At 57.5% G+C, this 25,254-nt stretch carries 22 protein-coding genes; 18 read left to right on the top strand and 4 right to left on the bottom strand.

Features of this window, described 5'->3' with window-relative positions; translation table 11 throughout:
• Positions 1–74: 74 nt before the first annotated feature.
• Entirely contained in the window at positions 75–857 is a 783-nt protein-coding gene (locus GT019_RS03695; protein ID WP_161741285.1) for a DeoR/GlpR family DNA-binding transcription regulator, read from the top strand.
• 67 nt (positions 858–924) lie between these two features.
• A complete protein-coding gene (locus GT019_RS03690; protein ID WP_161741270.1) occupies positions 925–2,223 on the top strand; it encodes an alkaline phosphatase family protein in 1,299 nt (432 codons plus the stop codon).
• 278 nt (positions 2,224–2,501) lie between these two features.
• On the opposite strand, the gene GT019_RS03685 is transcribed toward GT019_RS03690, so the two are convergent.
• A complete protein-coding gene (locus GT019_RS03685) occupies positions 2,502–2,960 on the bottom strand; it encodes a carboxymuconolactone decarboxylase family protein (protein ID WP_161741268.1) in 459 nt (152 codons plus the stop codon).
• Positions 2,961–3,199: 239 nt separating this feature from the next.
• Here GT019_RS03685 and GT019_RS03680 point away from each other — a divergent pair, with 239 nt between their 5' ends.
• The 9 genes from GT019_RS03680 (at position 3,200) to GT019_RS03640 (ending at position 15,129) form a co-directional block, all read left to right on the top strand.
• Positions 3,200–4,180 carry an Ldh family oxidoreductase gene (locus GT019_RS03680; protein WP_161741266.1) on the top strand — a complete coding sequence of 327 codons (981 nt, stop codon included), beginning with the start codon at positions 3,200–3,202 and terminating at the stop codon, positions 4,178–4,180.
• Positions 4,181–4,416: 236 nt separating this feature from the next.
• Positions 4,417–6,744, top strand: coding sequence for an AraC family transcriptional regulator (locus GT019_RS32400; RefSeq protein WP_161741264.1), 2,328 nt, complete (start codon positions 4,417–4,419; stop codon positions 6,742–6,744).
• 177 nt (positions 6,745–6,921) lie between these two features.
• Entirely contained in the window at positions 6,922–7,884 is a 963-nt protein-coding gene (locus tag GT019_RS03670) for an ABC transporter permease (protein ID WP_161741263.1), read from the top strand.
• 60 nt (positions 7,885–7,944) lie between these two features.
• Positions 7,945–8,820: a carbohydrate ABC transporter permease gene (locus GT019_RS03665; protein WP_235946618.1), complete on the top strand. Its 876-nt coding sequence runs from the start codon at positions 7,945–7,947 to the stop codon at positions 8,818–8,820.
• Between the two features lie 85 nt (positions 8,821–8,905).
• Positions 8,906–10,507 (top strand): type 2 periplasmic-binding domain-containing protein, encoded by a 1,602-nt coding sequence (locus tag GT019_RS03660; protein WP_161741260.1) that lies wholly within the window; start codon positions 8,906–8,908, stop codon positions 10,505–10,507.
• 64 nt (positions 10,508–10,571) lie between these two features.
• Entirely contained in the window at positions 10,572–12,074 is a 1,503-nt protein-coding gene (locus GT019_RS03655; protein ID WP_161741258.1) for a hypothetical protein, read from the top strand.
• Between the two features lie 63 nt (positions 12,075–12,137).
• Complete coding sequence (locus GT019_RS03650) at positions 12,138–12,908, top strand: Cof-type HAD-IIB family hydrolase (protein ID WP_161741256.1); 771 nt, start codon at positions 12,138–12,140, stop codon at positions 12,906–12,908.
• Positions 12,905–13,816, top strand: coding sequence for a sugar phosphate isomerase/epimerase family protein (locus tag GT019_RS03645; RefSeq protein WP_161741254.1), 912 nt, complete (start codon positions 12,905–12,907; stop codon positions 13,814–13,816). Before GT019_RS03650 ends, GT019_RS03645 begins: the two co-directional genes overlap by 4 nt.
• Positions 13,817–14,091: 275 nt before the next feature.
• A complete protein-coding gene (locus GT019_RS03640) occupies positions 14,092–15,129 on the top strand; it encodes a stalk domain-containing protein (protein ID WP_161741252.1) in 1,038 nt (345 codons plus the stop codon).
• 188 nt (positions 15,130–15,317) lie between these two features.
• On the opposite strand, the gene GT019_RS03635 is transcribed toward GT019_RS03640, so the two are convergent.
• Complete coding sequence (locus GT019_RS03635; RefSeq protein WP_161741250.1) at positions 15,318–15,794, bottom strand: heme-degrading domain-containing protein; 477 nt, start codon at positions 15,792–15,794, stop codon at positions 15,318–15,320.
• Between the two features lie 13 nt (positions 15,795–15,807).
• A complete protein-coding gene (locus tag GT019_RS03630; protein ID WP_161741249.1) occupies positions 15,808–16,641 on the bottom strand; it encodes a sugar phosphate isomerase/epimerase family protein in 834 nt (277 codons plus the stop codon).
• A gap of 194 nt (positions 16,642–16,835) precedes the next feature.
• On the opposite strand from GT019_RS03630, the gene GT019_RS03625 reads away from it, so the two are divergent.
• Both GT019_RS03625 and GT019_RS03620 read left to right on the top strand, forming a co-directional pair.
• Positions 16,836–17,876, top strand: coding sequence for a LacI family DNA-binding transcriptional regulator (locus tag GT019_RS03625; protein ID WP_161741247.1), 1,041 nt, complete (start codon positions 16,836–16,838; stop codon positions 17,874–17,876).
• A 51-nt stretch (positions 17,877–17,927) separates the two neighbouring features.
• A complete protein-coding gene (locus tag GT019_RS03620; RefSeq protein ID WP_161741245.1) occupies positions 17,928–18,626 on the top strand; it encodes an SDR family oxidoreductase in 699 nt (232 codons plus the stop codon).
• A gap of 8 nt (positions 18,627–18,634) precedes the next feature.
• On the opposite strand, the gene GT019_RS03615 is transcribed toward GT019_RS03620, so the two are convergent.
• Positions 18,635–19,468, bottom strand: coding sequence for a 3-keto-disaccharide hydrolase (locus GT019_RS03615; protein WP_161741243.1), 834 nt, complete (start codon positions 19,466–19,468; stop codon positions 18,635–18,637).
• A 679-nt stretch (positions 19,469–20,147) separates the two neighbouring features.
• Here GT019_RS03615 and GT019_RS03610 point away from each other — a divergent pair.
• From GT019_RS03610 to GT019_RS03590, 5 genes are all read left to right on the top strand, one after another.
• On the top strand, positions 20,148–21,839 hold the full coding sequence (locus tag GT019_RS03610; protein ID WP_235946803.1) for an extracellular solute-binding protein: 1,692 nt from the start codon (positions 20,148–20,150) through the stop codon (positions 21,837–21,839).
• Between the two features lie 147 nt (positions 21,840–21,986).
• A complete protein-coding gene (locus tag GT019_RS03605; RefSeq protein ID WP_235946801.1) occupies positions 21,987–22,847 on the top strand; it encodes an ABC transporter permease in 861 nt (286 codons plus the stop codon).
• 32 nt (positions 22,848–22,879) lie between these two features.
• Positions 22,880–23,761: a carbohydrate ABC transporter permease gene (locus GT019_RS03600; RefSeq protein WP_235946615.1), complete on the top strand. Its 882-nt coding sequence runs from the start codon at positions 22,880–22,882 to the stop codon at positions 23,759–23,761.
• 19 nt (positions 23,762–23,780) lie between these two features.
• Entirely contained in the window at positions 23,781–24,683 is a 903-nt protein-coding gene (locus GT019_RS03595) for an NAD-dependent epimerase/dehydratase family protein (protein ID WP_161741234.1), read from the top strand.
• A 74-nt stretch (positions 24,684–24,757) separates the two neighbouring features.
• Positions 24,758–25,210, top strand: coding sequence for a VOC family protein (locus GT019_RS03590; RefSeq protein WP_161741233.1), 453 nt, complete (start codon positions 24,758–24,760; stop codon positions 25,208–25,210).
• Positions 25,211–25,254 lie beyond the last annotated feature (44 nt).

Here is a 25,254-nt window from a genome sequence, read left to right as displayed (position 1 = left end):
GGGGAATGCGGATTCGCCTCGCATGCCTTGGGGATTTCCCCCTTACCACCAACGTTGACGAAGGGAATGCAGCCATGAGCTCAGCAAAGAGACGGAACGAAATCCTGCAGGAAGTCCTTCGCGACGGCGCCGTCCTCGTGGAAGATTTGGCGGACCGCTATCAGTTGTCCGTGGAGACGATCCGCCGGGATTTGCGCATCCTTCACGACAAGGGGCTGCTGCGGCGCAATTACGGCGGCGCCGAGAAGAAGGAACAGATGACGTGGGAGATGCCGTACACGGAGCGGATCAACTACCATGTCGAGCAGAAAAAGGCAATCTCCAAAGAAGTGATTAACCTCCTGGAGAACGGAGACAGCGTGTTTCTGGACGGCAACACGACCGGATTGACCCTCTCCCGCTTGATTCCCGACCATAAAGAACTGATCATCGTCACCAATTCGATTATGGTCGCGTTTAATTTAAGCCAGAAGAAGACCCGTTCGGAAGTGTATATCGTAGGCGGCAAGGTAGGCGATAACGGCTTGACGTCCGGCCTGAAGCTGCAGCAGGAGCTGAAGCAGTACCGGTTCGACAAGGGCTTGTTTTCCTGCGCGGGCATTACGCCGCAAGGCCTGTATTTCTCCAAGATGGAGCCGCAAAGCACCGCCGTTACCCTGAGCGACCAGTCGCATCAGCTTATCCTGATGGCGGATTCCTCCAAGATGAATCAAACCGCCTTCCTGTTCGGCATGGAGACCAAGCGGATTCACGTCCTCGTGACCGACGAAGGGATCCCGGTCCCGATATTGGAGAAGCTTCGGGACATGATTCCGAGAGTGATCGTCGCCAAGCTGGACGAGCAGCTGCCGGATTAGCAGGCTCGGGCCGCGGCCGCAATTTATGCCATGGATGCGACCGTCACGGTCGCACGGAGAGGACGACATGATGAAAAAGACGAAATTGCTGGTGTTTTGCCTGGATGCCCTATGCGCCATGGACATGGAATATATGAAAACGATGCCGAACTTCAAGCTGCTGTTCGAGCAAGGCTCCTGGGTCAACCATATGCATTCGATCTACCCTTCCGTTACCTACCCCTGCCATTGCTCCATCATTACGGGCAACTATGTCGAGAAGCACGGCATTCCGCACAATGAAATCGTCAAAGCGGGCGAGCAGCACGCGCCTTGGTACAATATGAGAAAAGACGTCCAATCCAAAACGATGCTGGATTATGCCAAAGAAAACGGGTATACGACCTGTTCCATCACGTGGCCGGTATCGGGCGGGGCGGATTACGACCTGAACATGCCGATGATCGTGCCGATCGGATACAGAGGCCCAAACCCGCTGCAATTCTTCGAAAGCACCGCCACGCCGGAGCTGCTGGACCGCTACTACGATAAATACAGCCATCATCTGATCGGTCAGAACCGCAGCTTGGATCAATATACGATGAGCTTGGCCTTGGATATCATCAAAGATTACAATCAGCCGGACGTCATGCTCGTGAAAATGTGCGATCTGGACAGCGTGCGCCATCAGTACGGCGTAATGAACGAACGCGTGATGGAGCAGCTGCGCAAGCACGACGCGGAATTCGGGTCGCTGCTCGAACAAATCCGGCAATACGGCGACTTGGAGCATACGAATGTCGTCGTGCTGGGCGATCATGGCCAAACGGATATCGATCATGTGTTGAATTTTAATATTTTGCTGAAGCAAGCCGGATTCTTGACCGTCGATCGGGACAACCAGCTGGTCGATTACGATGCCTACTGCCACTCCGTGGGCATGTCCGCCTGGATCAGCCTGAAGGATCCTTCCGATGCAAGCATGAAGCAGCGGGTGCACGACTTCCTGCTCTCCGTGAAAGAGGATCCGCAATACGGGCTCGGCCATGTGTTTACGAAGGAAGAGGTCCGCGCGCAATATAAGCTTACGGGTCCGTTCGAATTCGTCATCGAAGGCAGCGCCGCGATTTCCTTCGGCAATCTCCTGGCCGGCGAGGACGTATTCTCGGAAACGAGCGTCGGCGATTACAAGACGGCCAAGGCAAGCCACGGCGGCTTGCCGTACAAGGAGCAGCATACGGCGTTTATCGCCTGCGGCCCGAGCGTGAAGCAGGGCGCCGTCGTCGAACAGGCGAGCCTGGTCGATATGGCGCCGACCATGGCCGCCATGCTGAATTTCAAGATGCAGGACGTAGACGGCAGCGTGATGGACGAGATGCTCAAATAAGCTCGCGCGGAGGAGCGCATTCGGGTACATGACGAGTGGGAATCGGACCCGAAGGGCGTATGCTTGGATATCGGACATGCGCATGATGCGGGGTTGAACGCGGCGGAAGCACCGTCAGCGCGAAGCGGTGCAGGTGCCGGAAGGCTGGAATGCGCGTTCTCTTCAGAAGCGATGAACGACGGTCAAAGAACCTCGCCGTCATACTCAGCGGGGTTCTTTGACGTTGGCGCCGGTATGCCGCCTGATGTAGACCGGCGAACGCATGGAACGCGCACGCGCTAATCAAAGTTTCGCGTCAGGCGGCCGGACGCGGTCTTGAAGCCGATGTTGATGCGGTCCCATCCGTTAACGGACACGATCAAGAAGCTCAGGTCCGAGATTTCCTGTTCGGACAAGTGCTCGCGAACGTGCGCGTACGCCTCGTCGGAGATGCCCTCCTCCGGCAGCTCCGTCAGGAGCTCGCTCCATGTCAGCGCCGCTCGCTCCCGGGGCGTAAACAAATCCGATTCCCGCCATTTGGAAACGTGCCGGAGCCGAAGCTCGCTCTCGCCGCGGATAACCGCTTGCTTGACATGCAGGTCCAGGCAAAATTCGCACGCGTTCATTTGCGAGATTCGGATGGACACGAGATCGATGAGATTTACTTCGATGGCGCTGTCGAACAATTCGTTGGTAAAAGCCAAAAAGGATTTGAATAGTTTAGGCGATTGCTGAGCGAAATTTACGCGTTGTGTCATATTGTTTCCTCGCTTTGCTGGGGGATTTCGATCCCTGTCTCGGAAATTCCGTCTACTGCCCGGAGATAGAACGATGCTGCGAGTTATTCTGTGACAATCAATCCGAAACTTATGCAAGTCATGCGCAAAACGGCGTTCGATTGCTCTCCGACCGCGCAACGGGTAATATCTTAGGAGCGGAAAGCATGAGAGCGGCGGGTACCATCCGAAGCCGTTCTTCATTAAAAGGAGCGAACGTCATGAATCAGTTACCTGCACAATATGCCGCGGTACCTCCGGAGCAGCTAAAGCGCGCCGTGGCCGCGCTGGCCGAACGGTCGGGCATGCCGGAGGCGAAGAACCGGTTTTTGGCGGACCTGCTCGTCCAAAACGATCTGCGCGGCGTCTTCAGCCACGGATCGAGACAGATTGCCGCGTACGCGCGCATCATGCGCGACGGGCTGATCAATCCGAATCCCGAGGTGAAGGTGATCGACGAGACGCCGGCAACGCTGCTGGTCGACGGGGACGGGGGCTTGGGGTATTTTCCCGCTTACCGGGCAGCCGAGCTGCTGGTCGAGAAGTGCCGGGCTTGCGGAATCGCCGCCGCGGTTACCCGCAATCACGGACATATCGGGGCGGCGGGCATCTACTCGCGCGTGCTGGCCGAACACGATCTGATCGGGTACGTGACCTCCGGCCACCAGCTGGACCTGAGCGCGGAGCAATCCATCATGCAGGCGGCGGGCGGATCCCCGATGTCGTTCGCCGTGCCGGCCGGCGACGCGCCAGCCATGGTGCTGGACTTCGGCGCGATGCACGACCTGTACGACGACTCGCCCCACCGGGCGGACGTGATCCGTCAAACTCCGGGCCTGGTATTCCGCAGCATGGGACTGGGCTTCATGTGCCAGGCGCTGGGAGGCTTCCTGGCCGGCGTGCCGGTGGAACGCGAGCGCGCGGCGCGTTCGTATGAAGGCGCCAACCAGGGATCGCTGATCATCGCGCTGGACGCGGCCAAATTCGGTTCCTTGGATGCGTTCAAGCACGAGATGGACCGGTATATGCAGCTCGCGGCCGAGATGCGTCCGCTGCCCGGCTTCGACCGGGCCGTCCTGCCGGGCGTCCTGGAGGCGGAACGCGAACGGGCATGGGGCACGGACGGCATTCCGGTGGGCGAGGAACACCGGAGCGTGCTGGAGCAGGCCGCGCGGGAATTCGGCCTCGAGCTCGACTTTTGATTCCGCGTTGCAGAAATCGGATCGGATAGCATAGGACTGCCGATAGACGAGATTCCTTCGAAGCGACCGCTTCCCGGCTATGTGCCGGGGAGCGGTTTTTTATTCGGGGGCATGGACCGGCTCGCGCCCGGGCTGCCGGAGCTTAACAATAACTTGTCATCCCTTTAACGCCAGGCAAACGATGAACGCGTAAAATAGGCACTGCAATTTATTCCATTTTTGGGTGGAGGCATAGCGTGAGAAGCTTCAAGGCCGTCGGCCGATTGATTCAGGATCGGATCCTGATGTTGAAAATCCAGCTGTTCATTACCGTGTTGATTCTCGTGCCGATCGCGATTCTGGGTACGGTCTATTACCGGGAAGCCAAGGGCATGGTGATCAAGAATTTCGGCGAGTCCAATCAGCAGGCGCTCGATCAATTCGCCGCCTCCGTGGAGCTGGTCGTCAATAATATCATCGATATCTCCAAGCAGTCGTACAACGACAGCCGCCTGAACCAGATCATGGCCAGCGCCGACGCGGACGAGCACTACGCGGATTGGGACTATATCAACCAGAAGATCAACCAGATCAAAGCGTCCAATCGCTATGTGCATTCCGTTTATCTGTATCTGGCCAAGAACGATAAAGTAATCTCGACCGAGTACGGGATATCCGATGCGGCCGTTTTTCCCGACTTGGACTTCATGAAGTGGTACAAGAACGACAGCCGCACGCTGATCGTGTCGGATACGCATCCCGTCAAATTCTGGAACAACAGCCCGCGAACGCTGGACGTATTCTCGGTGTACGCCCATCTGCCGCTCGATCGGGCGAACAATTACAACGGCGCGCTGATTATCAATATCGACCAATCCTTGGTCTACCGGGAGCTGCATGCCCAAATTCAGAACGGCGGAGAGACGCCTTTCCTCGTGCTCAACAGCAAGAAGGAGGTCATCGTTTCCGGGCTCAAGGAGGACTTGTATACGGATATCCGTACCCGGCCGAGCTTTCAGCACGCATTCGCCGGCACGAGCGGCAGCTTCGTGTCGAACGTCGGGGACAAGGAGCAGCTCGTCGTGTACAACACCGCGGAAAACCGGGGCTGGACTTACGTGGCCATGTATCCGTTCGGCGGCATCACGGGCAGCATTCATATGATCCGCAATATCATCGTGCTGATGAGCTTCGTCCTGCTCGCCTTCAGCCTCATCGTCTCCTTGCTGTTCACGATGCGCGCGGTGAAGCCGGTGGACGAGCTGCGCAAGCATATCCGCGCAAGGACGCGCCGCATCCTCGGCAAGGGCAACGAGCTCGGCGTGATTCGCGACGCGGTGCTGGATATACTGGACAATCACGAGCAGCTGGAGGAGAAGCTGGAGCTGACGGTTCCCGTGTTCCGGGAGAAGATTCTGAACAATCTCATCTGGGGCGTATACACCGGCTGGGAGGAAATCGAGGATAACCTGAAGCTGTTCGCGCTGGACATTCCCCGGCGGAATCTGACGCTGATGCTGCTCGAGCTGGACGTGGACGAGGGGACCGGCGGCTACAAGGCGCGCAATGACAGCATCTTGCTCTATTCCGTGCTCGATGCGGTGACGGAATACTTCGGCTTCAGACAAGGCATCGCAAGCTTCAGTCTCGTTAACCACAGCAATCAGCTCGTCGTGGCGCTGGAGAGCCCTTCGGCGGGAGCGGGCGAGCTGCTGGCGAAGATCAGGGAATTGCAGCAGCAGCTGCTTCACCGCCTGCAGGTATCCTTTACCGCGATCGTGAGCGACGAGCCCACGGATCTGCTGCATATCGCCAGGAACTACCGGGAAGTGCGGGAGCTGCTCAAATACAAAATTTTATACGGCCGGACGGACATCATGCTGACGAGCGACATCCGCAGCGGCGACAAGACGGCGTACAATTACCCCTACGATAAAGAGGAGCTGCTCAAAAACAATATTCGCGCCTGCAATAAGAACGACGCGCTCGCGTTGTTCATGGAGATGCTGGGCGGGATCAGCAAGGATCGGCGCTACCAGAACATGTACCAGTTCGTGTTCCATCTGAACAGCACGCTCATGGCGCTCATCAACGAGCTCGGCTTGTCCGTCGACGAGATCTACGGCGAGGAATACAGCATCGACCGGCTCAGCAGCCTGAACGGCAAGGAGCGGGTGGAAATCTTCTTCAGCGGCTTGATTCATACGATCATCGACGTGATCGAAGCCAACAAGACGACCCGGGCCAGCAAGTATTATCAACGGATCGCCGGTTACATCAAGGACCACTACATGCAGGACATTACGCTGGAGTCGGTAAGCGAGCAGGTGAATTTGAGTCCGACGTACATCAATCAAATCCTTAAAGCGCATACGGGCAGCACGTTCGTTCAGCTCCTCAACAATACGAGAATCGAGCAGGCCTGCTCCATGCTGCAGGAGGAGGATCTCAAGATCAAGGACATCGCGCAATGGGTCGGCTTCAGCAGCTCGAAGTATTTCATCAAGATCTTCAAGGAGATCAAGGGCATCACCCCCGGCAAATACGTCAAAGGCTATCATATCGATTGGATCGAAAATCCTTGAGCAATCAAGGATTTTTCTGTTGGCGGAACGTCCGGTGGCACGTTGTTTGCGATTGTGGGACGCGGATTGCGAGAATTTGGTACGGAGTTTCAGATATTCCGATTTACGTTCGGACCGCGCGGCGGCTACGATAGACGGGGTCGGACAACGAAGAGGAAAGGAGGATAGAATCCGATAATGAACACGATCGCCGCACCAAGCAGGAAACGTTCGATCGGCACGGCCCGCAGGAAGGCAGCGACATGGATTTGGAAATACCGGTATTTGCACGCGCTGGCTCTGCCCTGCATGCTATATTTTCTGATCTTCAAGTATCTGCCGATGTATGGCATCGTCATTGCCTTCAAGGATTACAAGGGCATGGGCGGCTTCGAGGGCATCGTTCATAGCGATTGGGCGGGGATGAAAAATTTCAATCTGTTTTTCCACTCCATCTACTTCTGGCGGCTGCTGCGCAATACGCTGGTGCTCAGCCTGTATCTGCTGATCTTTGCTTTCCCCGCCCCGATCATTCTGGCCTTGCTGATTAACGAAGCGCGGGGCCGATGGTTCAAGAAAGTCGTTCAGAGCATCAGCTATATGCCGCACTTCCTGTCATGGGTCGTGTGCGCGGGACTGGTGCTGCAGCTGCTCACTCCAACCGGCGGACCCGTCAATGCGTTGATGGAGCTGATGGGCAAAGAACCGGTGGCTTTCACCAGCGACCCGGCCTATTTCCGTCTCATCCTGGTGGTGACGAATATCTGGAAGGAAGTCGGCTGGGGAACGATCATCTATCTGGCTGCGATGGCCAGCATCGATCCGGAGCTTTATGAGGCGGCTGCCATGGATGGCGCGCGAAAATGGCAGAAGATGTTTTATATTACGCTGCCAGGCATAAAGGAAATCGTGGCGATCATGCTGATTCTCGGCATGGGCGACATTTTGGACGGCCATTTCGAGCAAGTCTTCAATCTTTACAGCCCGGCGGTCTATGACGTTGCGGACAACTTTGATACCTACGTCTATCGACAAGGGTTGGTGGAGGCGAAGTTTGCGTATTCGTCCGCGGTGGGCTTATTCAAATCGGCGGTGGCGCTGGCGTTGGTCGTGCTGGCCAACCGGGCTGCCAAGCGGCTCGGCTCCGATGGCTTATGGTAGCCGTCCAGGCTGGCGGCGAGCCGACTTTGCCGCAAGGCTTCAGTGTACAGGAGGCGTGTCTTGAAGCAGACGTTAGGTGAGAAACTGTTCGACGCGTGCAACACGATCATGCTGATCCTCGTGTGCCTCGTCATGCTTTACCCGGTGTTGTTCGTTTTCGGGCGTTCGGTGATGACCGATCTGGACAGGGCGGCTCATCCGTTCGCCATCTGGCCGACGGCATGGGATATTTCCGGCTACAAATACGTCTTTTCATCCGGCTCTTATATCGTAAATGCCTACGCGATCACGATTTTGCGGACGATCGCAGGGACGTTTTGCAACATGCTGTTCACGGCGGCGCTGGCCTTCGTGCTGTCCAACCGGGATTATCCGCTGCGTGGTGCGTTCACCATGCTCATCGCCTTCACGATGTGGTTCGGCGGAGGGCTGATCCCGATGTTCCTGCTGGTTAAGTCCCTGGGGCTGTACAATCACTTCGCCGTGCTCATTCTGCCCGGTCTGATCAGCGCTTGGAACATGTTGATCCTGCGTAATTTCTTCATGCAGATACCCCAAGGCGTCATCGAATCGGCCAAAATGGACGGGGCGAGCGAGCTGGTGATCTTCCTGCGAATCATCCTTCCCTTGTCGACCGCCGCGCTCGCGACCATCTCGCTGTTCTACGCGGTAGGCCATTGGAATTCGTGGTTCGATGCCATGATTTACGTCAATGACCGCGATTTATGGCCCGTTCAAGTGTTTCTGAGGGAAATCATCCACAATACGAATTTGAACGATATGATCCGGTCGGATGCCGTGGTGGAGGTCAATCCGCCGGCGCAGTCCGTCATCATGGCGACCATCGTCGTGACGACGCTGCCGATCTTGTGCGTGTACCCTTTCTTGCAGCGCTACTTCGTCAAAGGAATCACCGTAGGCTCGATCAAGGGCTGAATGGATTGCGGCGGAACGCCATGATCCGGCCGGCATCGCCCGCGGGCAGCAACAATACAATCGGTTTGGGAGTGGGAGAGAACATATGAAGAGGAACTTGCCAAAGAAGACGCGTTTGATCACGCTGGTATTGACTTCCATGGTGACCGTAGCCGTGCTGGGCGGCTGCAGCGGCAGCGGCGGAGCCGAAGAATCCGATACGGCGAGCGCGTCGAATGCGCCGCAGGACGCCAACGCCGCTCCGGCCGAGCAGCCCGTGCAAACCGAACCGCTCAAAATCGTCAGAAGAAGCTTGGGCACCCGCGAGAACGGCACCGACAACCAGAAGGTGCTGGACATCATCGAGCAGCAATCCGGAATCAAGCTGGAAGCGGAGGTTATTCCGCGGGATGTCTATCCGGACAAGATCAATCTGCTGCTGGCTTCGGGAGAGAAGTTCGATTTTATCGAAGGACAGCTCGTCAGCTGGACGGCGCTGAAGGATAAAGGCTCCCTCATGCCGCTGAACGATCTGATCGACCAATACGGGCCCAATATCCAGAAATACATGAAGGACGCGCTCGAGGTCATGAAGGACAAGGACGGGGTCATCTGGGGCATTCCGAGACAAGAGTCTTTCCCGACCGGCTACGCGCCGACGATCCGCAAGGACTGGCTCGATGCGCTGGGCATGGAAATGCCGCACACGATGGCCGAATTCGAGGCCTACATGGATGCCGTGAAGAAAACCGACCTGAACAAAAACGGCAAGCATGACGAAATTCCGTTGCTGCACTCCTGGAACCTGAACGGGCTCATCCAGATCTTCCAGCCCTACTTCATGGGAGACGAATCCACCCGATACCTCAAAGGCGACGAAGTCATTCCGGCCGTCAGCGCCCCGGGCTACAAGGAGATGCTGACCACGTTCCGGAATTGGTACGCCAAGGGGTACATCCTGAAGGACTTCGCGACCATCAACACCAACCAGATCACGGATCTCGTGCTGGCCGACAGAGTCGGCGCCTATTCGGGCTGGTTCAATTCCATGGTCGGCAATCAGATCAAGCTGAACGAGAAGAATCCGAACGTGGCGTACGATCCGCTGCCGCCGCTCGAGGATGCGCCGGCGACGGGAACGCCGGCATGGGGAAGCAATCCGAAATATTCCTCCACGCTGCTTATTCCAAGCACGAGCAAGAACGCGGCCTTCTTGATCAAATATCTGGATTGGACCTTGGCTTCGCCGGACAATGTCATGCTGACCTGGAACGGCATCGAAGGCGAGAACTGGGAGTGGGTGGACAAGAGCAAAAACACGTTCACGCTGCTGGAAAACGCCTCGGAGCGCTACGCCGGCTATTACAACCTGGCGGACTTCTTCGACCCGGCGATCTGGCCGACTTACGTGCCGGCGGACTACGACAAGCCCGGCAAGATCGAGTATAGGATGAGAGACATTTACAAGGATTACAAGTTCGTCGAGCCCTTCGATGCCGCCATTCCGTTCACGCTGACGGGAACGCCGGCGGAGAATCTGACCGGCGACGGGGCAACGAAAATCGCCGAATCGCAAATTCAGTACATCATCGGAGCGATCGACGAAGCGGGCTGGGACAAGGCCGTCGAAGATTACATGAAGATCGAAGGCGACATATTGACCGAGGTATGGACCAAGCAGTATCAGGAATTCAAGGGCATCAAATAGGACTATTACACCATGAGACCGACAGACGAATAACGAACCTTATTCGATGGAGGAATGGTCAAAAATGAAAAAAGCATTGGCGGCGCTGCTCATGTTGTGCTTCATGTTCGAGGGAATGCCTTCCGCGCATGCGGCTTCGGCCGCGATTCATAACGATACGCTGTGGATGGATACCGACGGTAATCCGATCAAGGCCCAAGGCGGCGGCATGATTGAAGTCGGCGGCGTGTATCATTGGTTCGGACCGGATTTCGGGAGCGCGGGCGACTATCGTTTCTATGCGATCAATCACTACACCTCGACGGATCTGCGGTCGTGGACCAAGCAAAGCGGCGGACGGATTGCGCCGGGCATGCCGAGTATTCCGTTCCAAGCCGGCGATTGGGTAGGACGTCCTTACGTCATGTGGAACGCGGCCACGAGCACCTACGTGATGGTGCTGGAATGGGGCGGCCACGAGACGGGGGTGCGCAACCAATACGCCTTTCTGACGGCAACGGACTTGTCGGCCGGCAATGCCTGGACTTACCGGAGCGCCAGCTTGATCAAGAAGCTGCCGGACGCGTCGGGCACGCTCTACAGCCTGGGCGATTTGGGCGCTTATCAGGACGGAGCGAGCGCGTATCTGATGTATACCTTCGATAAAGGACAAGCCAACGGGGGGCAGGCGATCCTCAAGCTGTCCGATGATTTCCTGACGCCGCTGGCGCCGGTCGCGGGCAATTACAGCGAGTTCTCCGGCGGCACATGGGATAACGGCGACGTTCGCGAAGCGGCCTCGATCTTCAAGCGGGATGGCAAGTACTACTACTTCACCTCTAATACCCGGGGCTGGAAATCCAGCGATACGGCGTACCGGACCGCGGACAGCATGGCTGGACCTTGGTCGGCGCGCAAGGTGGTGGCGACGTCCCCCGCTACCTCCGATTCGTTCAACACGCAGCATGATTTCGTGCTGGAGGTTCAGGGAACGCAAGGTACCTCGTACGTTTACTGCGGCGACCGCTGGAGCAATTATTCCGGCGGCGACATGGGCAAGGGCGTATACGCCTGGTACCCGCTCAGCTTCGCGGCCGACGGCTCGCCTACGATCAACGGCTATGCGAGCTGGAACATCGATGCGGCGCAGGGGACCTGGTCGGCAACCGGCGGTCTGTTAAACCCGGGCTTCGAGTCGGATTGGAGCAATTGGACGTACGCGGGCAATATCAGCATCGCCACGGACGCGGCGGAAGTGCATTCCGGTTCCAAGGGTGCCAAGTCCTGGAGCAATAGCGCGTATACGACGCTGCTGGAGAACGCCTCCGCTTCCGGGCTGAGCGCGGGAACGTACACGGCCAAAGTATGGCACCGGAGCGGCAACGCGTTCGCGTCCAAAAAGCTGCAGGTCTACGTGAACGGCGCTTTGAGCAAAGAGTTGAATTTGCCGACCACGACGACTTGGACGGAGTACAGTATCGGCGGTATCGGCGTTCCGGAAGGCGCTTCGGTCAAGCTGGCGATCTCGGCCAGCGGCAACGCCGGCGCCTGGGCGCAATACGATGATTTTTCGTTGACCCGAAATTAACCGCGCATCGGGATGCCGCGATGAACGCCGCATCCCGGTACGAACGGGCTAGGAGGCGATTCCATGACCTATGACTGCATCGCGCTCGATATCGACGGCACGCTGCTTAACCCCCGGGGGGAACTGGCTCCTGCGACTCGCGAAGCGCTGCGCCAAGCCTCGGAGCGCGGCTGTCTCGTGATCTTGGCTTCCGGCCGGCCGATAGATCAACTGCTCCCGGTCATGCAGGAGCTCGGCTTGAGCACGCCGATGGTCTGCGCCAACGGCGCCCAGAACTGGCTTGCGCCGGGGAAGCTCTTCAGCGAGCGCGGCCTGGATGCGCCTTGGGTCCGCCGGCTGCGGCTGGCGGCGGAGGAACACGGCGTCCTGCACTGGGGCCATGCCAGGGAGGGAAGCTATTACAGCAACGCCGGGCTTCCGTTCCCGGAGCCGGAGGAAGCGGCTTGGTTCTCGTTCGCGGTCGAATCCCGGGACCATGCGATCATGGCGCGCATCAGGCAAAATGTGCTGGAATGGCAGGATCAGGTGGAAGTCAGCCGCGCAAATCCGCTTCAATGCGAGATCAATGCCAGGGGCGTGAGCAAGGCGTCGGGCGTCGCCGAGCTGGCCGGACAATGGGGCATTCCCATGGAGAAGGTCATCGCGGTCGGAGACGGCATGAACGACGCGGCGATGATTCGGGCTGCCGGTCTCGGCATTGCCATGGGCAATGCCGAGGACGAGCTGAAGCGGCTGGCCAAGCTGGTCGGACCGACCAACGAGGAAGACGGGGTAGCCTGGATCGTGCATCACTATTTACTTCAAGACGACCCTAAGGAGGAATTAGCGAGATGAAAATTTCCACATCCATTCATATGTTCGATACGGATTACCCGATCGGAGAGGCGATTCGCAGATGCAAGGCCGCAGGCTTCGAGGCGCTGGATTTCAACTATACCGATTACGTGTCCCGCCTGCTCGGCATGTCCTGGGCGGAGGAAGAACGTTGGGCGCAGGAGATTCGCGAGGCGGCAGAGACGCATGGCGCGGCGTTCACGCAAACGCACGGACCTATTCACGGCGCAGCCTTCGACAGCATGCAGCTGGGGCTTGATCTTGATTCTTATCTGGCTTATTCGGAGCGGGCCTTGCGGACGGCCGCGATTCTCGGCGCGCCATGGGTCGTGCTGCATCCGGGCAATATAACGCTTGCGGGCGCGGAATCGCAAGCGCAGCAATTGGCATTTAACCGCAACGCGTATTCGCGGCTGCTGCCCGTCATGGAAGAGACGGGCGTCGGCGTGGCGCTCGAGAACATGTTCGACCGTCCGCGAGGCGGCGGCCGGCCGCTGCGCAGCTATTGCGCCGCGCCCGAGGAATTGGCCGAGCTGGTCGGCAGTCTGAACCATCCGTTGTTCGGCGCCTGCTGGGATACGGGGCATGCGCATATCCAAGGCTTGCGTCAACGCGATTCGATTCGCGTGCTGGGCGCGCTGCTGAAAACCATCCATGTCCAGGACAATCATGGGCTGACCGACGCGCATCTGCTCCCGCACCAAGGCACGGTTCAGTGGGACGATGTCATGGCCGGGCTGGCGGATGCCGGCTACCAAGGCGATTTCACTTACGAAATACATGGTTTCTTCCGTCCCGTGCCGCTCGCGCTGATGGACGAGGCCTTGAAGTTCGCGGTATCGACGGGCAAGCAGCTGACCGGCGCATTCCCGGGCGCGCCGGCGGCCGGCGGGCTGCTGATCGGGTAGAGTGTCGAGACGGCCGGCGGATCAATTGATTTCGGCCGCACCGCCATCCGCTGCCAAGAGGCAGCGGCATCGCGGTATAATTGCCTAACTTCCATAGCCTATGATCGCCAATCGCGGCGGTCATAGGCTTTCATAGTTCAATAGGTTCCCTTATCCAACCGCATGTACCAACAGCCTGCAGTTAGTGGTAAATGCATCCAATGCAAAAAAGACCAAAACAAACCGGCCCGCATTCGCGTCTAATCATTATCTCGGTTGGAAAGGGTGTCCAAGGAATGCAACAAAGCACAATTAAATACGCCATGGTCGCCTTGCTGGCCTTGACGATCACGACGGTCCAAGCCAAGCACGCGCACGCGGCGAGCGAGCAGCCGCCGACGATGCTGCTCGACGGTCGCGCGCTGGCATTTCCCGCGCCGCCCGTCATCGAGAACGGCGTAAGCTACGTGCCTTTGCGTCCGGTCTTCGAAGCGGAAGGGGCCCAAGTCAAATGGGACGAGGGCACGCAATCGGTTAAGGCGATGAAGGACGGCGCGGTTATCACGTATCGTATGGGCGACAGCGTCGCTTATAAAAATCAGGAGAAGCTGACGCTCCCCGTGCCGGGAAAATTGATCAACGGGTTCTCCATGGTGCCGCTGCGGTTCGTCAGCGAGATGCTGGGCAATGTCGTCCAGTGGCATGCCTACGCCCGCTCGATCAGCATTTCGTCCATCCATACGTTCGAGACCGAGATTACATACGGCGTTAATTTGAGAACCGAGCCGAGCTCGGAGGCGGATGCGTCCCTCGTCCGGATGCTCGCGAAAGGCCAGCGGATCCACGTGATCCGTGCCGTCGACGCGAATTGGCTCGAGGTGCAGACGGAGGACGGGAAGATCGGGTTCATGTCGGCGAAGCCCAAGTATTCGAATTATTCGAGCCCGGATCTAGCGATGAAGCAAGCGGATGCGCTGATCGCATTCGGTTCGACATTCATCGGCACGCATTATGATTTCGGCGCGGATTCCGATCAAACGGATGCTTTCGATTGTTCATCGTTCGTCAAGCGCGTATTCGGCGACGTGCTCGGGATCGATCTTCCCCGCGTCTCCTACGATCAGGCGAAGGAAGGCGTTGAAGTCAAGCTCGATGACCTGCGAAAAGGCGATTTGCTGTTCTTCAGCGCGCGCGGGCTCGATATCGGGCACGTCGGCATCTATGCCGGCGACGGCAAAATCCTGCACACGTATTCGGACAAGCTCGGGGTCCATATCGAAGCTTTCGACGGGCAGTGGAAGGACCGGTTCGTGACGGCGAGACGGGTGTTCTGAGCTCGGCAGTCCAAACTTGTCGGGAACAAGATGATGCGCTAGAGCGGCATCGACGATCGGGAAGATTCATTCATGAACATGTATTCGGCGAAAGCAAAACAACCCCTCATTCACGCTCGGCTGCAGCGGAAATGATGGGTTGTTTTGCAGTTGCGCGGGGGCACGGATGTTGCGTCAAGGAACATCGACTACCTTTCGCCGGCCAGATACGCTCGGAGAACCGAGGCGATCAGCCGATGGTCCTGATCCCCGGGCAAGCCCGAGACGGCAATCGTGCCGATGATACCGGCGCCGCGCACGCGGATCGGGAACGCGCCGTTATAAGGGGCATATTCGGCGGGGTCGAGAAAATAACGCTCGGCGATCGTGCGGCCCGATGCGCTGAGTTCGACCTCCAGATAATACGAGCTGCGACCGAAGCGTTCCACGATGCGGGCTTTGCGCGCGGCCCAATCGTCATTGTCGGCCGACGTGCCGGAGCAGGCATAATGAAACAACTGCTGCCGGCCTCGGTTGATATCGACCGTGACCGCTTTGCCGTCCGATTGGGCCCGCTTGACGATCGCCATCCCGATATGGAGCGCGGTATCGTTGGAGAAGGAGGCGAATTGCAGCTCCTCTTCCTCCTGCAGCAATTCCGCCAATAATGATTCTTCCTTCGTCATGCGCGAACCTCCGTCATAAGGGAATGCGAAGCTCCTCTGCGATGCCGGAGATGTAGCCCGCGGCTTGCCGGTACGCTTCGTTGGTCGAGAGATGCTCGATGATGAGCGTCGTATCGGGATGAAGCTTGTTCAGCTCCGTAAGGAAGACGCGATAATCCAAATTGCCCAGTCCGGGCGCAACCTCGTCCAGATGCACGGTCAAGCTTCCTCGCAGCAGTATATCCTTGGCGTGGCAGTTGCGAATATACGGCCCGAGCTTGGCGAAAAAGTCGCGTATCATATCGCCGTTGCGATAGTACGTGCGGGGGCTGCTGATAATGTTCACCGGATCGAAATGCACGCCGAATCCTTTGCGGTCGATCGCCTGTACGAGCGACAAGTAGGAATCCGCGGAGTCCGGGAACACCCAAGGCATCATCTCCAGCGCGAATACGGTACGCTCGGGCTTGACGGCGTCAATAATCTCGCGGGTCGTCTCCACGATCAGGGCAAACGTGTCGTCGCTGAAATTGTCGGGATCGGGACCGTCCCATTGTTCGCCGCGAGAGCCCGCGATATTGACGCAGCATTGCGCGCCGATTCGCTCGGCCAGCTCCAGCCGTCCAATGCAGTAGGCGATCGCCTTCCGCCTTGTTTCCTCGTCCCGGCTGATCGGATTGCTCCAGGCGCCGACCTCGGAGATGAGGATATCGTGACGCCGGGCCATCGTCAGATAATCGTCAAGCTCGGCCATGTCCGTTTCTCCGCCGATCGGGCAAGTCGTTGCGCGAAAGCCCGCTTCCGCGAGGGCTCGCGCCCAATTTTCCGGGTTTTTCCGTTCGAGAAATACCTGTCCGCCAAGACGCACCAGAATCCCATCCTTCGCAATAGGGTAGCCGTACCGAAAATGAGTGCTTCGGTTTAAGCATATCATAAACACGCGTTTATTCAAGAGTGCGGATCGCTGAAATAGTCGCATGCCCGCATAAAAGATTGACAACATTTCACGGCCATGTGTATGATAAATTCGTAAACACGCGTTTATGAAAGAGGATGGGTACCATGAAAAAATCAGAGATCAACAGCACGGAGATCGCCAGGCTTGCCGGGGTATCCAGAAGCACGGTAAGCAGGGTAATCAACAATTATACCAATGTTCCTGCCGAAACGCGTGAAAAGGTTATGAAGGTGATCGAAGCGCATAACTATTTTCCTAACGTATCCGCCCAGGTTCTGGCAGGGAAGCGCGCCCGCACGATCGGCCTCTTTCTCTTCGGCCAGGGAAGGGTTTCCGCCGACGTGCTGACGAACATGCTGATCGTCAGCGTGATCGAGCATGCTTCCGAGCACGGCTATTACGTCCTGACGCACATTATTCGCGATGCCAAGGACACGGAAGTGGTCAAAAGCGTCATGGAAATCTTCTATCAGCGGCGGATCGACGGCGGCATCTTCATCGGCGCGGCGAATCGCGAGCCGTTCATCGAGGAATTGATCGCCGAAGGCTTCGTGGTCGGCGTCGTCGATCAGGAGCTTCCGGAGCAACCCGAGCCAAACCGGATCGTATCCAATTTCAACAACGATTCGGGCATGAAGCAGGCCGTGGCATATCTGGCCGGACTCGGCCATACCGGCATCGGGGTCATCAACGGCGATATGAACCGCCTGTCCGGAAAGACCAAATACGAGGGCTTCATGACGGCAATGCGCATGTGCGGCTTGCAGGTGAACCCGGATTGGGTGCTGGACGGCGATTTTCACGAGACGAGCGGTTACAATGCCGTTCAAACCCTCCTTCGCAGCGGGGTCAACCTGCCTACGGCGATCGTAGCGGCGAATGACAGCGTCGCGTTCGGCGCCATTCGGGCGCTCAAAGAACAGGGGCTGCGCGTGCCGGACGACATATCGGTCATCGGCTTCGACGATCATGCGATGAGCGAAAAGCATCACCCGGCCCTGACGACGATTCGCGTCGATTTGGGTGACATGTTGAAACGCATGACCTCCCTGCTGATCGCGACCATCGAACAGAAGACGCTGACCGTCAAGGAAATCACGCTGGATTGCAGTTTGGTCGTAAGGGACTCCTGTCGAAGAATTTGATTCTTCGCGCGCGAAAATCAAGGAACAACCGAAGGGAAGGGGAAAGATCGAATGAATATGCTGATCACCGGCGCCAATCGCGGACTGGGCTTCGAAATCGCCGCCGAAGCGCTCGAGCGCGGGCATGCCGTCATCGCGGGCGTGCGCAATCCCTATGCGCAGGACGAGCGATTGGCCGCGCTCGCCAGCAAATACGACAATCGGATCGCGCTTGCCGCCCTGGACGTGACGGACGAAGAGGGGCTGACGGAACTTGCCGCGCGGTTGAAGCACGAAGGCAAGACGCTCGGCGCGATCGTGAACAATGCGGCCATACTCGCGGCCCGCAACACCCCGATCGAAGCGCTTGACATGGACGACGTCATCCGTTCGTTCGATATCAATCTATTCGGACCGATGCGGGTGGCGAAGCATTTCCTGCCGCTGCTGACGGAGCCGGATGCCGCGCTGATCAATATTTCCTCGGAAGCGGGCAGCATCACGCATGCCTATCCGGGCGATTATCCGTACGCGATCACGAAGACGGCGCTGAACATGTTCTCCCGGCAGCTCCTTGCCTACGTCAAGGACCGCGGCATTCAGGTGCTGAGCGTTCATCCCGGCTGGATGAAGACGGACATGGGCGGAGAGAACGCGCCGACCGACCCGCGCGCGAGCGCCAAGGGCATTCTCGACTTGATCGAGCGTAAAGCGATTCCCGTGTCGAGGTTCAATTTCGTCGATTACCGGGGTCAAGAAATGCCGATCTAATGCCGCGGTTATAACTCGCGAATCCGGATATTGCGCCATCGGCAAGCCGCATTCGCTCCCCAGCGCGCTTCGCCCATGCCGGGATCGTTATCATGGATTTCGAAGGCGATATGGCCTTTGGGGCCGAGCAGATCCCGAACCGCCGCGGCGTTATACAAGGGATGCTTGAGGGCTTCCGTATCGATTTCGGAAATCTTCCCGTCGTTGATATGGACGGTGATCCGCGGAGAAGCGCCTTCGACGCGAATCCGGAATTCGTTCCAATCGTCCCACTTCCATCGCGAGAGAAACTGCTCGCCGGTTGCCGCGTCGTCAAGAAGCGCGGGCTTGTCGGGCGTCATCGGCTCGATGGCGGCCGCAGGATCCTCCAGTCTCAATCCTATGGGCCGGCCATGCTCGTCGTACTTGGCGTCGAGGGTAAAATTAATGCCATGGAAGCCGCCGATACCGTTGCCGTAAATCCCGCCGATATTGCCCGAGCGGCGGTGATCCAGCAAGATCTGGAAGCCTTGGGAGCCGAGCGAGGAGGCACGCACGAGAATGCCGGTATCGGCCGGCCAATCCGGACGGGCTTCGAAGAGCAGCTCGAAATCGCCGTATACCCCGTCGCTGAGGAGGTAACCGCCGTAACCGCAGCCGGGCGGATCCTGCCGCCCCGTGATCGCGCCATGCTCGACCGTCCATTTGCCCGTCGTCTGCATGGCGCGCCGGTAACGCTCGTCGTCCGGGTCCGGCGAAGGCTCGCCCGGGGCGCGGGAAACGGGCAGGCGAGGGACGGGATGCCAACCCGCGAGCGAATGTCCGTCAAAGATAGGGATGAAATCGGCTTTGTCGTTTTTCATGCCTAATGCCTCCTCATGAACGGCGGGAATTTGGGAGCAAGGTAGGTTCGCGGCGCAAAAGCCGGTTGCAGGGAGTCATGAGGGGGCGCCGTTTTCGTTAGCCAGAGAAGTGGTTGCCGTTTTCTGCATTATAGCATAAACGCGCGTTTACTCAATGATCATTTTGGTGACTCATAAACTATTTTTGGAAAAGCTTAGAAATAAACGATTGACAGCGTTTTTGTAAGTTGTGTATTATGAGTCCGTAGACACGCGTTTACGTACGCGTGACATAACCATTGCAGAACGCGACGGTCATTGTTAGGTGAACGAAATGGATTGCGTTGTTTTGAAGGCATTAACATGCGTTTATGCAACGAAATCGCGCATAATTGCGCTCCGGCAATCGGCGAATGCGTGCGGAAGCGAAAGCACTCTTTTTTTGCATCTGCATAAACGCGCGTTCAAGGCGTTTTTGGCACGATTTACTTCAAATTAAACGCGCGTTCACGGTATTTTGCTCGCATCCGCTTATTTCCGAGAGGGGTGATGCCGCATGTAGTCGGCGGCTGATAGTTCGCGCAGTGTACGGATCAGTTTTCGAATCCGTCTGGCGGGACCGGGTAACGGTTATACCGCGGGCGAGAGTAAGCTGTAACAACGTAGCAACGATCATAAGGAGGAGTTGTGCGTGAAGAAGATGAAATCCGGAAGAGTTCTGCCGCATGTCATGGCGGGCTTGCTTATGGTTTTTGTCCTTTCAGCTTGTGAAACCGCTTCCAATGGATCCGATGAGGGCAACGCCAAGGAGAATGCCGTTAATGCCGGCAATGCTTCGCAGCCGACGGATGCCGACGGAAAGTATCAGAAACCGATCACGATGTCATGGGCCGTTCAAACCGCGGCAGCCTCCAAGCTCCTTGACAACGACACCTGGGAAGACAATCGCTGGAGCCGTTTGATTAAAGACAAGCTCAATATCGATCTCAAGGTGGCTTTCTCTGCCGACAGCAGCACCGACGCCTACAAAAATAAACTGAATGCCATCATTGCTTCGGGCGATCTGCCGGACGTATTCAAAACGCAGGACGCGAACGTATTCCTGCAGCTGGCGCAGAACGGCCAGCTGGCCGATCTCACCGACGTTTTCGACAAATACGCCTCCGATTCGCTCAAGGCCTACAAGGAAAGGTTTGCCGATTCGTTTGCGGGCGCGACGGTAGACGGCAAGCTTTACGCCATACCGCGGATGAACGACAACTTCCACGAGGCGCCGTTCCTTTGGATACGCGAGGATTGGCTGAAAAATACCGGTTCCCAGCCGCCCAAGACCGTTGAAGAGATGGTCGCGCTCGCGGAAAAGTTCGCTACCGGCGATCCGGACGGCAACGGCATCGACGGCGACACGTACGGCCTTGCCCTGAACAAGGATCTCATCCGGCAAAATCACGGCAGCATTCTTGGGCTGGTCTCCGCGTTCGGCGTTCCGGGCCGCGACGAGAGCATGTTCTACCGCGACGGGAACGGCAAGATGACGTTTGCCTGGATCCAGCCGGAGATGAAAGAAGCGCTCGCGGTCTTGGCCGACATGTACAAGAGAGGCCTGATCAACAAGGAATTTACGTCCAAGAACGAATCGGCGCTCGTCGAGGATATCACGAGCGGCAAGATCGGGATGGCGTATGGCAGCAACTGGGGCACGTGGTACCCGTACAACAACGTGTACAAGAAGGACGGCGTTATCGTTCATCCGTACGCGATTCCTACGGAGGCCGGCCATGATTACAAGATTGGCATCGAAAGCAACGCGGTCGGTCAGATGACGATGGTCAGCGCGGAGTACGAACATCCCGAAGCGGCCATCAAGATTCTCGACTTGTACGATCAGACCGTCAATTACTCGACGAAGGAAGACTATCTCAAGTATTGGTCGGATGAGCAGTACAGATTATCGCCGCTCTATATCGACCAGCCGGGCGAAGTGTACGCGGCCGACCTGCTGAAAGCCTTCGACAAAGGCTCCTCCGACGGACTCGCTCCCGCCGCGAAGCCCTTGTACGATTATATCGCCGGCTTCGAGGACGGATCGCTCGCGAAGGACGACAATGCGTTCGGCACCTGGGGCCAAATGTCCAAATCGGGCTCGCTGCCGATCGTGCTGAACAAGTACATGCCGGATCATGCGATCGTGCAGAGCATCCTGGGCATTCAACGACCCGAAACCTGGCTGACGAACGTGGCTTCGCTGGATACGCTCACGATTACGGCCTTCACCGATATCATAACCGGCGCCAAGCCCGTCGATTACTTCGACAGTTTCGTGCAGCAATGGCTGAAAGCGGGCGGTCAGCAGACGCTCGACGAACTCGATACCATGTATCCGGCGAAATAACGCCTAAGCATGGCCCGCGGCAGGCGCGTCCGCCGCGGGCTGCCGGAAGCGGCGGGCTTGTCCAATTCGGTTAGAGGCGGTGGAGATCCGGTGTTTGCGAGTCTGAAACGAAAAGATAAGCTGGCAAGAGAGCTTCCTCTGTATTTCATGCTGCTTCCCGCGGTGGTTCTGGTGGCCGTTTACAGCTATGGTTCCATGGCTGGCGTCATAATCGCGTTCCAGAAGTTCATTCCGGCCAGAGGGCTGTTCGGGCATCAGCAGTGGGTAGGATTCAAAAATTTCGCGACGTTGTTTTCCATGCCGAACATCGGCACGGTGATTCGGAATACGGTCGTCATCGCGTTAAGCAAGATGGTCGCCGGCGTCATTGTTCCGGTCGCGTTCGCGCTGCTGCTCAACGAGGTCAGAAGTCTGCTGACCAAGCGCATTTTTCAGACGGTGGTCTATTTGCCGCATTTCCTGTCTTGGGTTATCTTGTCCGGCATTCTGATCAATCTGTTGTCGCCGAGCGAAGGATTCGTCAATATCCTCCTCGCCAAGCTGGGGATCGAACCGATCTTTTTCCTTGGCAACCCGGACGCGTTTCCGGCCACGATGGTCGCGAGCGATATTTGGAAGAGCTTCGGGTTCGGATCGGTCATCTATCTGGCGGCCCTGACGGGAATCGACCCGGCGCTGTACGAAGCCGCGGTGATCGACGGCGCCAACCGCTGGCGCCAGACATGGCACATCACGCTGCCGGGCATCTCGTCCATCGTCGTGCTGATGAGCGTGCTCGGGCTGGCCAATATTTTGAACGGCGGCTTCGACCAGATCTATAACATGTACAGCCCCGTGGTGTATTCCACCGGCGACATCTTGGATACCTTCGTGTTCCGGCTCGGCATCGAGCAGGCGCAATACTCGCTTTCCACGGCCGCCGGCCTGTTCAAATCAGGGGTATCGATGATATTCATCGTGGCGTCGTATTACTTGGCCGACAAGTTTACCGGATATAAAGTCTTCTAGCGGAGGACGGGACAATGAGAATAAAGGCTTCCATGCCACGTAAGATCTTTCTGGTGTGCAATATGGCTTTCCTGCTGATCGTTGCCTTGTTATGCCTGGCGCCGTTCATTAATCTGCTGGCGGTGTCGTTCTCCGACAAAACCGCGGTCGCCGCGGGGGAGGTTACTTTTTTTCCGGTCGGCTTTACGACGGTCTCGTATCAGTTCATCACGAATACGTCGAAGTTCTTCATGTCGCTCTTGGTCTCGCTCCATCGCACGGCGATCGGCGTGCCGATCAATCTGCTGCTGATCATCCTGACGGCGTATCCGCTTTCCAAATCGCGATCGGATTTTCGGGCGCGCAGCCTGTTCTCGTGGTTTTTCGTCGTGACGATCCTCTTCAACGCCGGCTTGATTCCGACGTATATGGTAGTGAAAACCACCGGGTTGATCGATTCCGTCTGGTCGCTCGTGCTGCCCGGCGCGGTTCCCGTGTTCAGCATGCTGGTCGTGATGAACTATATGCGCAGCCTGCCGAAGGAACTGCTGGAGGCGGCGCACATGGACGGCGCGGGTCATGTGCAGACGCTGGTCCGGGTCGTGCTGCCGGTCTCGGCGCCGACGATCGCGACCGTCACGCTGTTCGCGTTCGTCGATCATTGGAACAGCTGGTTCGACGGGATGATTTACATGAACCAGATCCAGCATTATCCGCTGCAGACGTATTTGCAGACCGTCGTCGTGAATCCGGAGGAGTTCATTCGCAACAACACCGACCTCAGCGGCAATTTATCCAAATACTTGTCCATGGTCAGCGCCCGAACGACGGGCGCGGCGCAAATGTTTTTGGCCATGATTCCGATTCTGTGCATCTATCCGTTCCTGCAGAAGTACTTCACGACCGGACTCGTGATGGGCAGCGTCAAGGAATGATACGGGAGGGAGCCGAACAGTGAACATATTCGTTACCGGAGGCACCGGGTTTATCGGGTCTTACGTCGTCAAGGAGCTGCTGTCGCATGGCCATGCGCTTACGCTTCTTGCCAGAAATGCCAATAAGGTCCCGGGTTTTACGGGCCATGAACGCATCCGCTTCGTAACCGGAACGATGGGCGATTCGGATGCGATCGCCGAGGGGCTCGAGGGGCAGGACGCATGCGTCCATGTCGCGCTCTCGTGGCTCGACGGGACGGCGATCGAGAACGCGGTCAACGAAACGCTTCCCTCGATCCGCCTGTTCCAGGCAGCCGCGGAAGCTGGAGTCGGCAAGATCGTTTATACGTCGTCCATCGCGAGCTTCGGCTCGGCGCCGAATGACGATCGGGGCTATATCAAGCCGTCGTCGTACTATGGCGCCACCAAGGCGGCAACGGAAGCGTATCTCATGGCCATCGCCCAACAATACCGCCTGCAGGCGAATATCGTGCGGCCGGGCTATACGTTCGGCAATCCCTGCGTGGAGGGCGGACCGCTCTATCCCGACCTGAAGCTTGTCCGTATGGTACGGAGCGCCATGGCGAACGAGCCGATGTCCTTCGTCAAGCATGACGGCACGCAATTCATCTGGGCGGGCGACCTTGCGAAGGTTTACGCGGAACTGCTCCATTCCGATGAACTGAACCGCGGCTATTATACCGCCGTCAGTACCGAGTTCCGTACTTGGGCCGAGATCGCGCAAATGGCGGTCGACCTCATGGGCTCGGGAAGCCGAATCGTGCTCGAGGACAAGGGCCGGCCCGATCCCGGCGCCATGCCCATCGACGTCTCGCAGATCAAGCAAACGTTCGGGTTCGCCTTCAAGGCCGACGCGTACATGAAGGAGCATCTGCGGTATTTGGGCACACTGGATAAATAAGGGAATCAGAAGGAAATCGGATTATACCCGCAAGGAAACCGATCTTATACCAACGAAACGAGGAAGGTGCTCACATGGAAAACAATATCAGCTTCGACGGATTTATTCAGATCGCGCTCGTCGTGAAAGACATCCAAAAGACGGCCGAGACATGGGCCCGATTTTTCAATATTCCCGTGCCCGAGATCCAAAATCATGCGCCGGCGCGCAATCCGGAGCTGACCTACCGCGGACAGCCCGCGTATTATGGCCTCAAGTTCGCCGTGATCAAGGCCGGCAATTTCGTCATTGAACTGCACGAACCGGACGAGCACGACAGCACGTTCCGCGAATTTCTGGATAAGCACGGCAACGGCGTGCATCATCTCGGTTTCCAGGTTGGCGACAAGCGCGACGCGATCATCGGCGAGCTGGAAGAGATGGGCTATGCGATGCGCACGATCGGCTTCTACCCGGGCAGCAGCTGGACGATCGTTGACAGCGAGGACGATTTGGGCGTTAATTTGAATATCAAGCCGCGGGCTTAACCCGCGGTCATCCAAGAATAGCGGCGAGAGAATCGAAACTTAAG

It is taken from the genome of Paenibacillus glycinis (assembly GCF_009909185.1).
GTDB lineage: Bacteria > Bacillota > Bacilli > Paenibacillales > Paenibacillaceae > Paenibacillus_Z > Paenibacillus_Z glycinis.
Note: the sequence above shows the minus strand (reverse complement) of the source record. Positions and strands in the feature narration are given on the sequence as shown.

Excerpts from the sequence above, each read along its gene's own strand:
- GT019_RS03695 (WP_161741285.1), top strand. The coding sequence starts at position 75 with ATGAGCTCAGCAAAGAGACGGAACGAAATCCTGCAGGAAGTCCTTCGC.
- GT019_RS03690 (WP_161741270.1), top strand. The coding sequence starts at position 925 with ATGATGAAAAAGACGAAATTGCTGGTGTTTTGCCTGGATGCCCTATGC.
- GT019_RS03685 (WP_161741268.1), bottom strand. The coding sequence starts at position 2,960 with ATGACACAACGCGTAAATTTCGCTCAGCAATCGCCTAAACTATTCAAA.
- GT019_RS03680 (WP_161741266.1), top strand. The coding sequence starts at position 3,200 with ATGAATCAGTTACCTGCACAATATGCCGCGGTACCTCCGGAGCAGCTA.
- GT019_RS03670 (WP_161741263.1), top strand. The coding sequence starts at position 6,922 with ATGAACACGATCGCCGCACCAAGCAGGAAACGTTCGATCGGCACGGCC.
- GT019_RS03660 (WP_161741260.1), top strand. The coding sequence starts at position 8,906 with ATGAAGAGGAACTTGCCAAAGAAGACGCGTTTGATCACGCTGGTATTG.
- GT019_RS03655 (WP_161741258.1), top strand. The coding sequence starts at position 10,572 with ATGAAAAAAGCATTGGCGGCGCTGCTCATGTTGTGCTTCATGTTCGAG.
- GT019_RS03650 (WP_161741256.1), top strand. The coding sequence starts at position 12,138 with ATGACCTATGACTGCATCGCGCTCGATATCGACGGCACGCTGCTTAAC.
- GT019_RS03645 (WP_161741254.1), top strand. The coding sequence starts at position 12,905 with ATGAAAATTTCCACATCCATTCATATGTTCGATACGGATTACCCGATC.
- GT019_RS03640 (WP_161741252.1), top strand. The coding sequence starts at position 14,092 with ATGCAACAAAGCACAATTAAATACGCCATGGTCGCCTTGCTGGCCTTG.
- GT019_RS03635 (WP_161741250.1), bottom strand. The coding sequence starts at position 15,794 with ATGACGAAGGAAGAATCATTATTGGCGGAATTGCTGCAGGAGGAAGAG.
- GT019_RS03625 (WP_161741247.1), top strand. The coding sequence starts at position 16,836 with ATGAAAAAATCAGAGATCAACAGCACGGAGATCGCCAGGCTTGCCGGG.
- GT019_RS03620 (WP_161741245.1), top strand. The coding sequence starts at position 17,928 with ATGAATATGCTGATCACCGGCGCCAATCGCGGACTGGGCTTCGAAATC.
- GT019_RS03615 (WP_161741243.1), bottom strand. The coding sequence starts at position 19,468 with ATGAAAAACGACAAAGCCGATTTCATCCCTATCTTTGACGGACATTCG.
- GT019_RS03610 (WP_235946803.1), top strand. The coding sequence starts at position 20,148 with ATGAAATCCGGAAGAGTTCTGCCGCATGTCATGGCGGGCTTGCTTATG.
- GT019_RS03605 (WP_235946801.1), top strand. The coding sequence starts at position 21,987 with ATGCTGCTTCCCGCGGTGGTTCTGGTGGCCGTTTACAGCTATGGTTCC.
- GT019_RS03600 (WP_235946615.1), top strand. The coding sequence starts at position 22,880 with ATGCCACGTAAGATCTTTCTGGTGTGCAATATGGCTTTCCTGCTGATC.
- GT019_RS03590 (WP_161741233.1), top strand. The coding sequence starts at position 24,758 with ATGGAAAACAATATCAGCTTCGACGGATTTATTCAGATCGCGCTCGTC.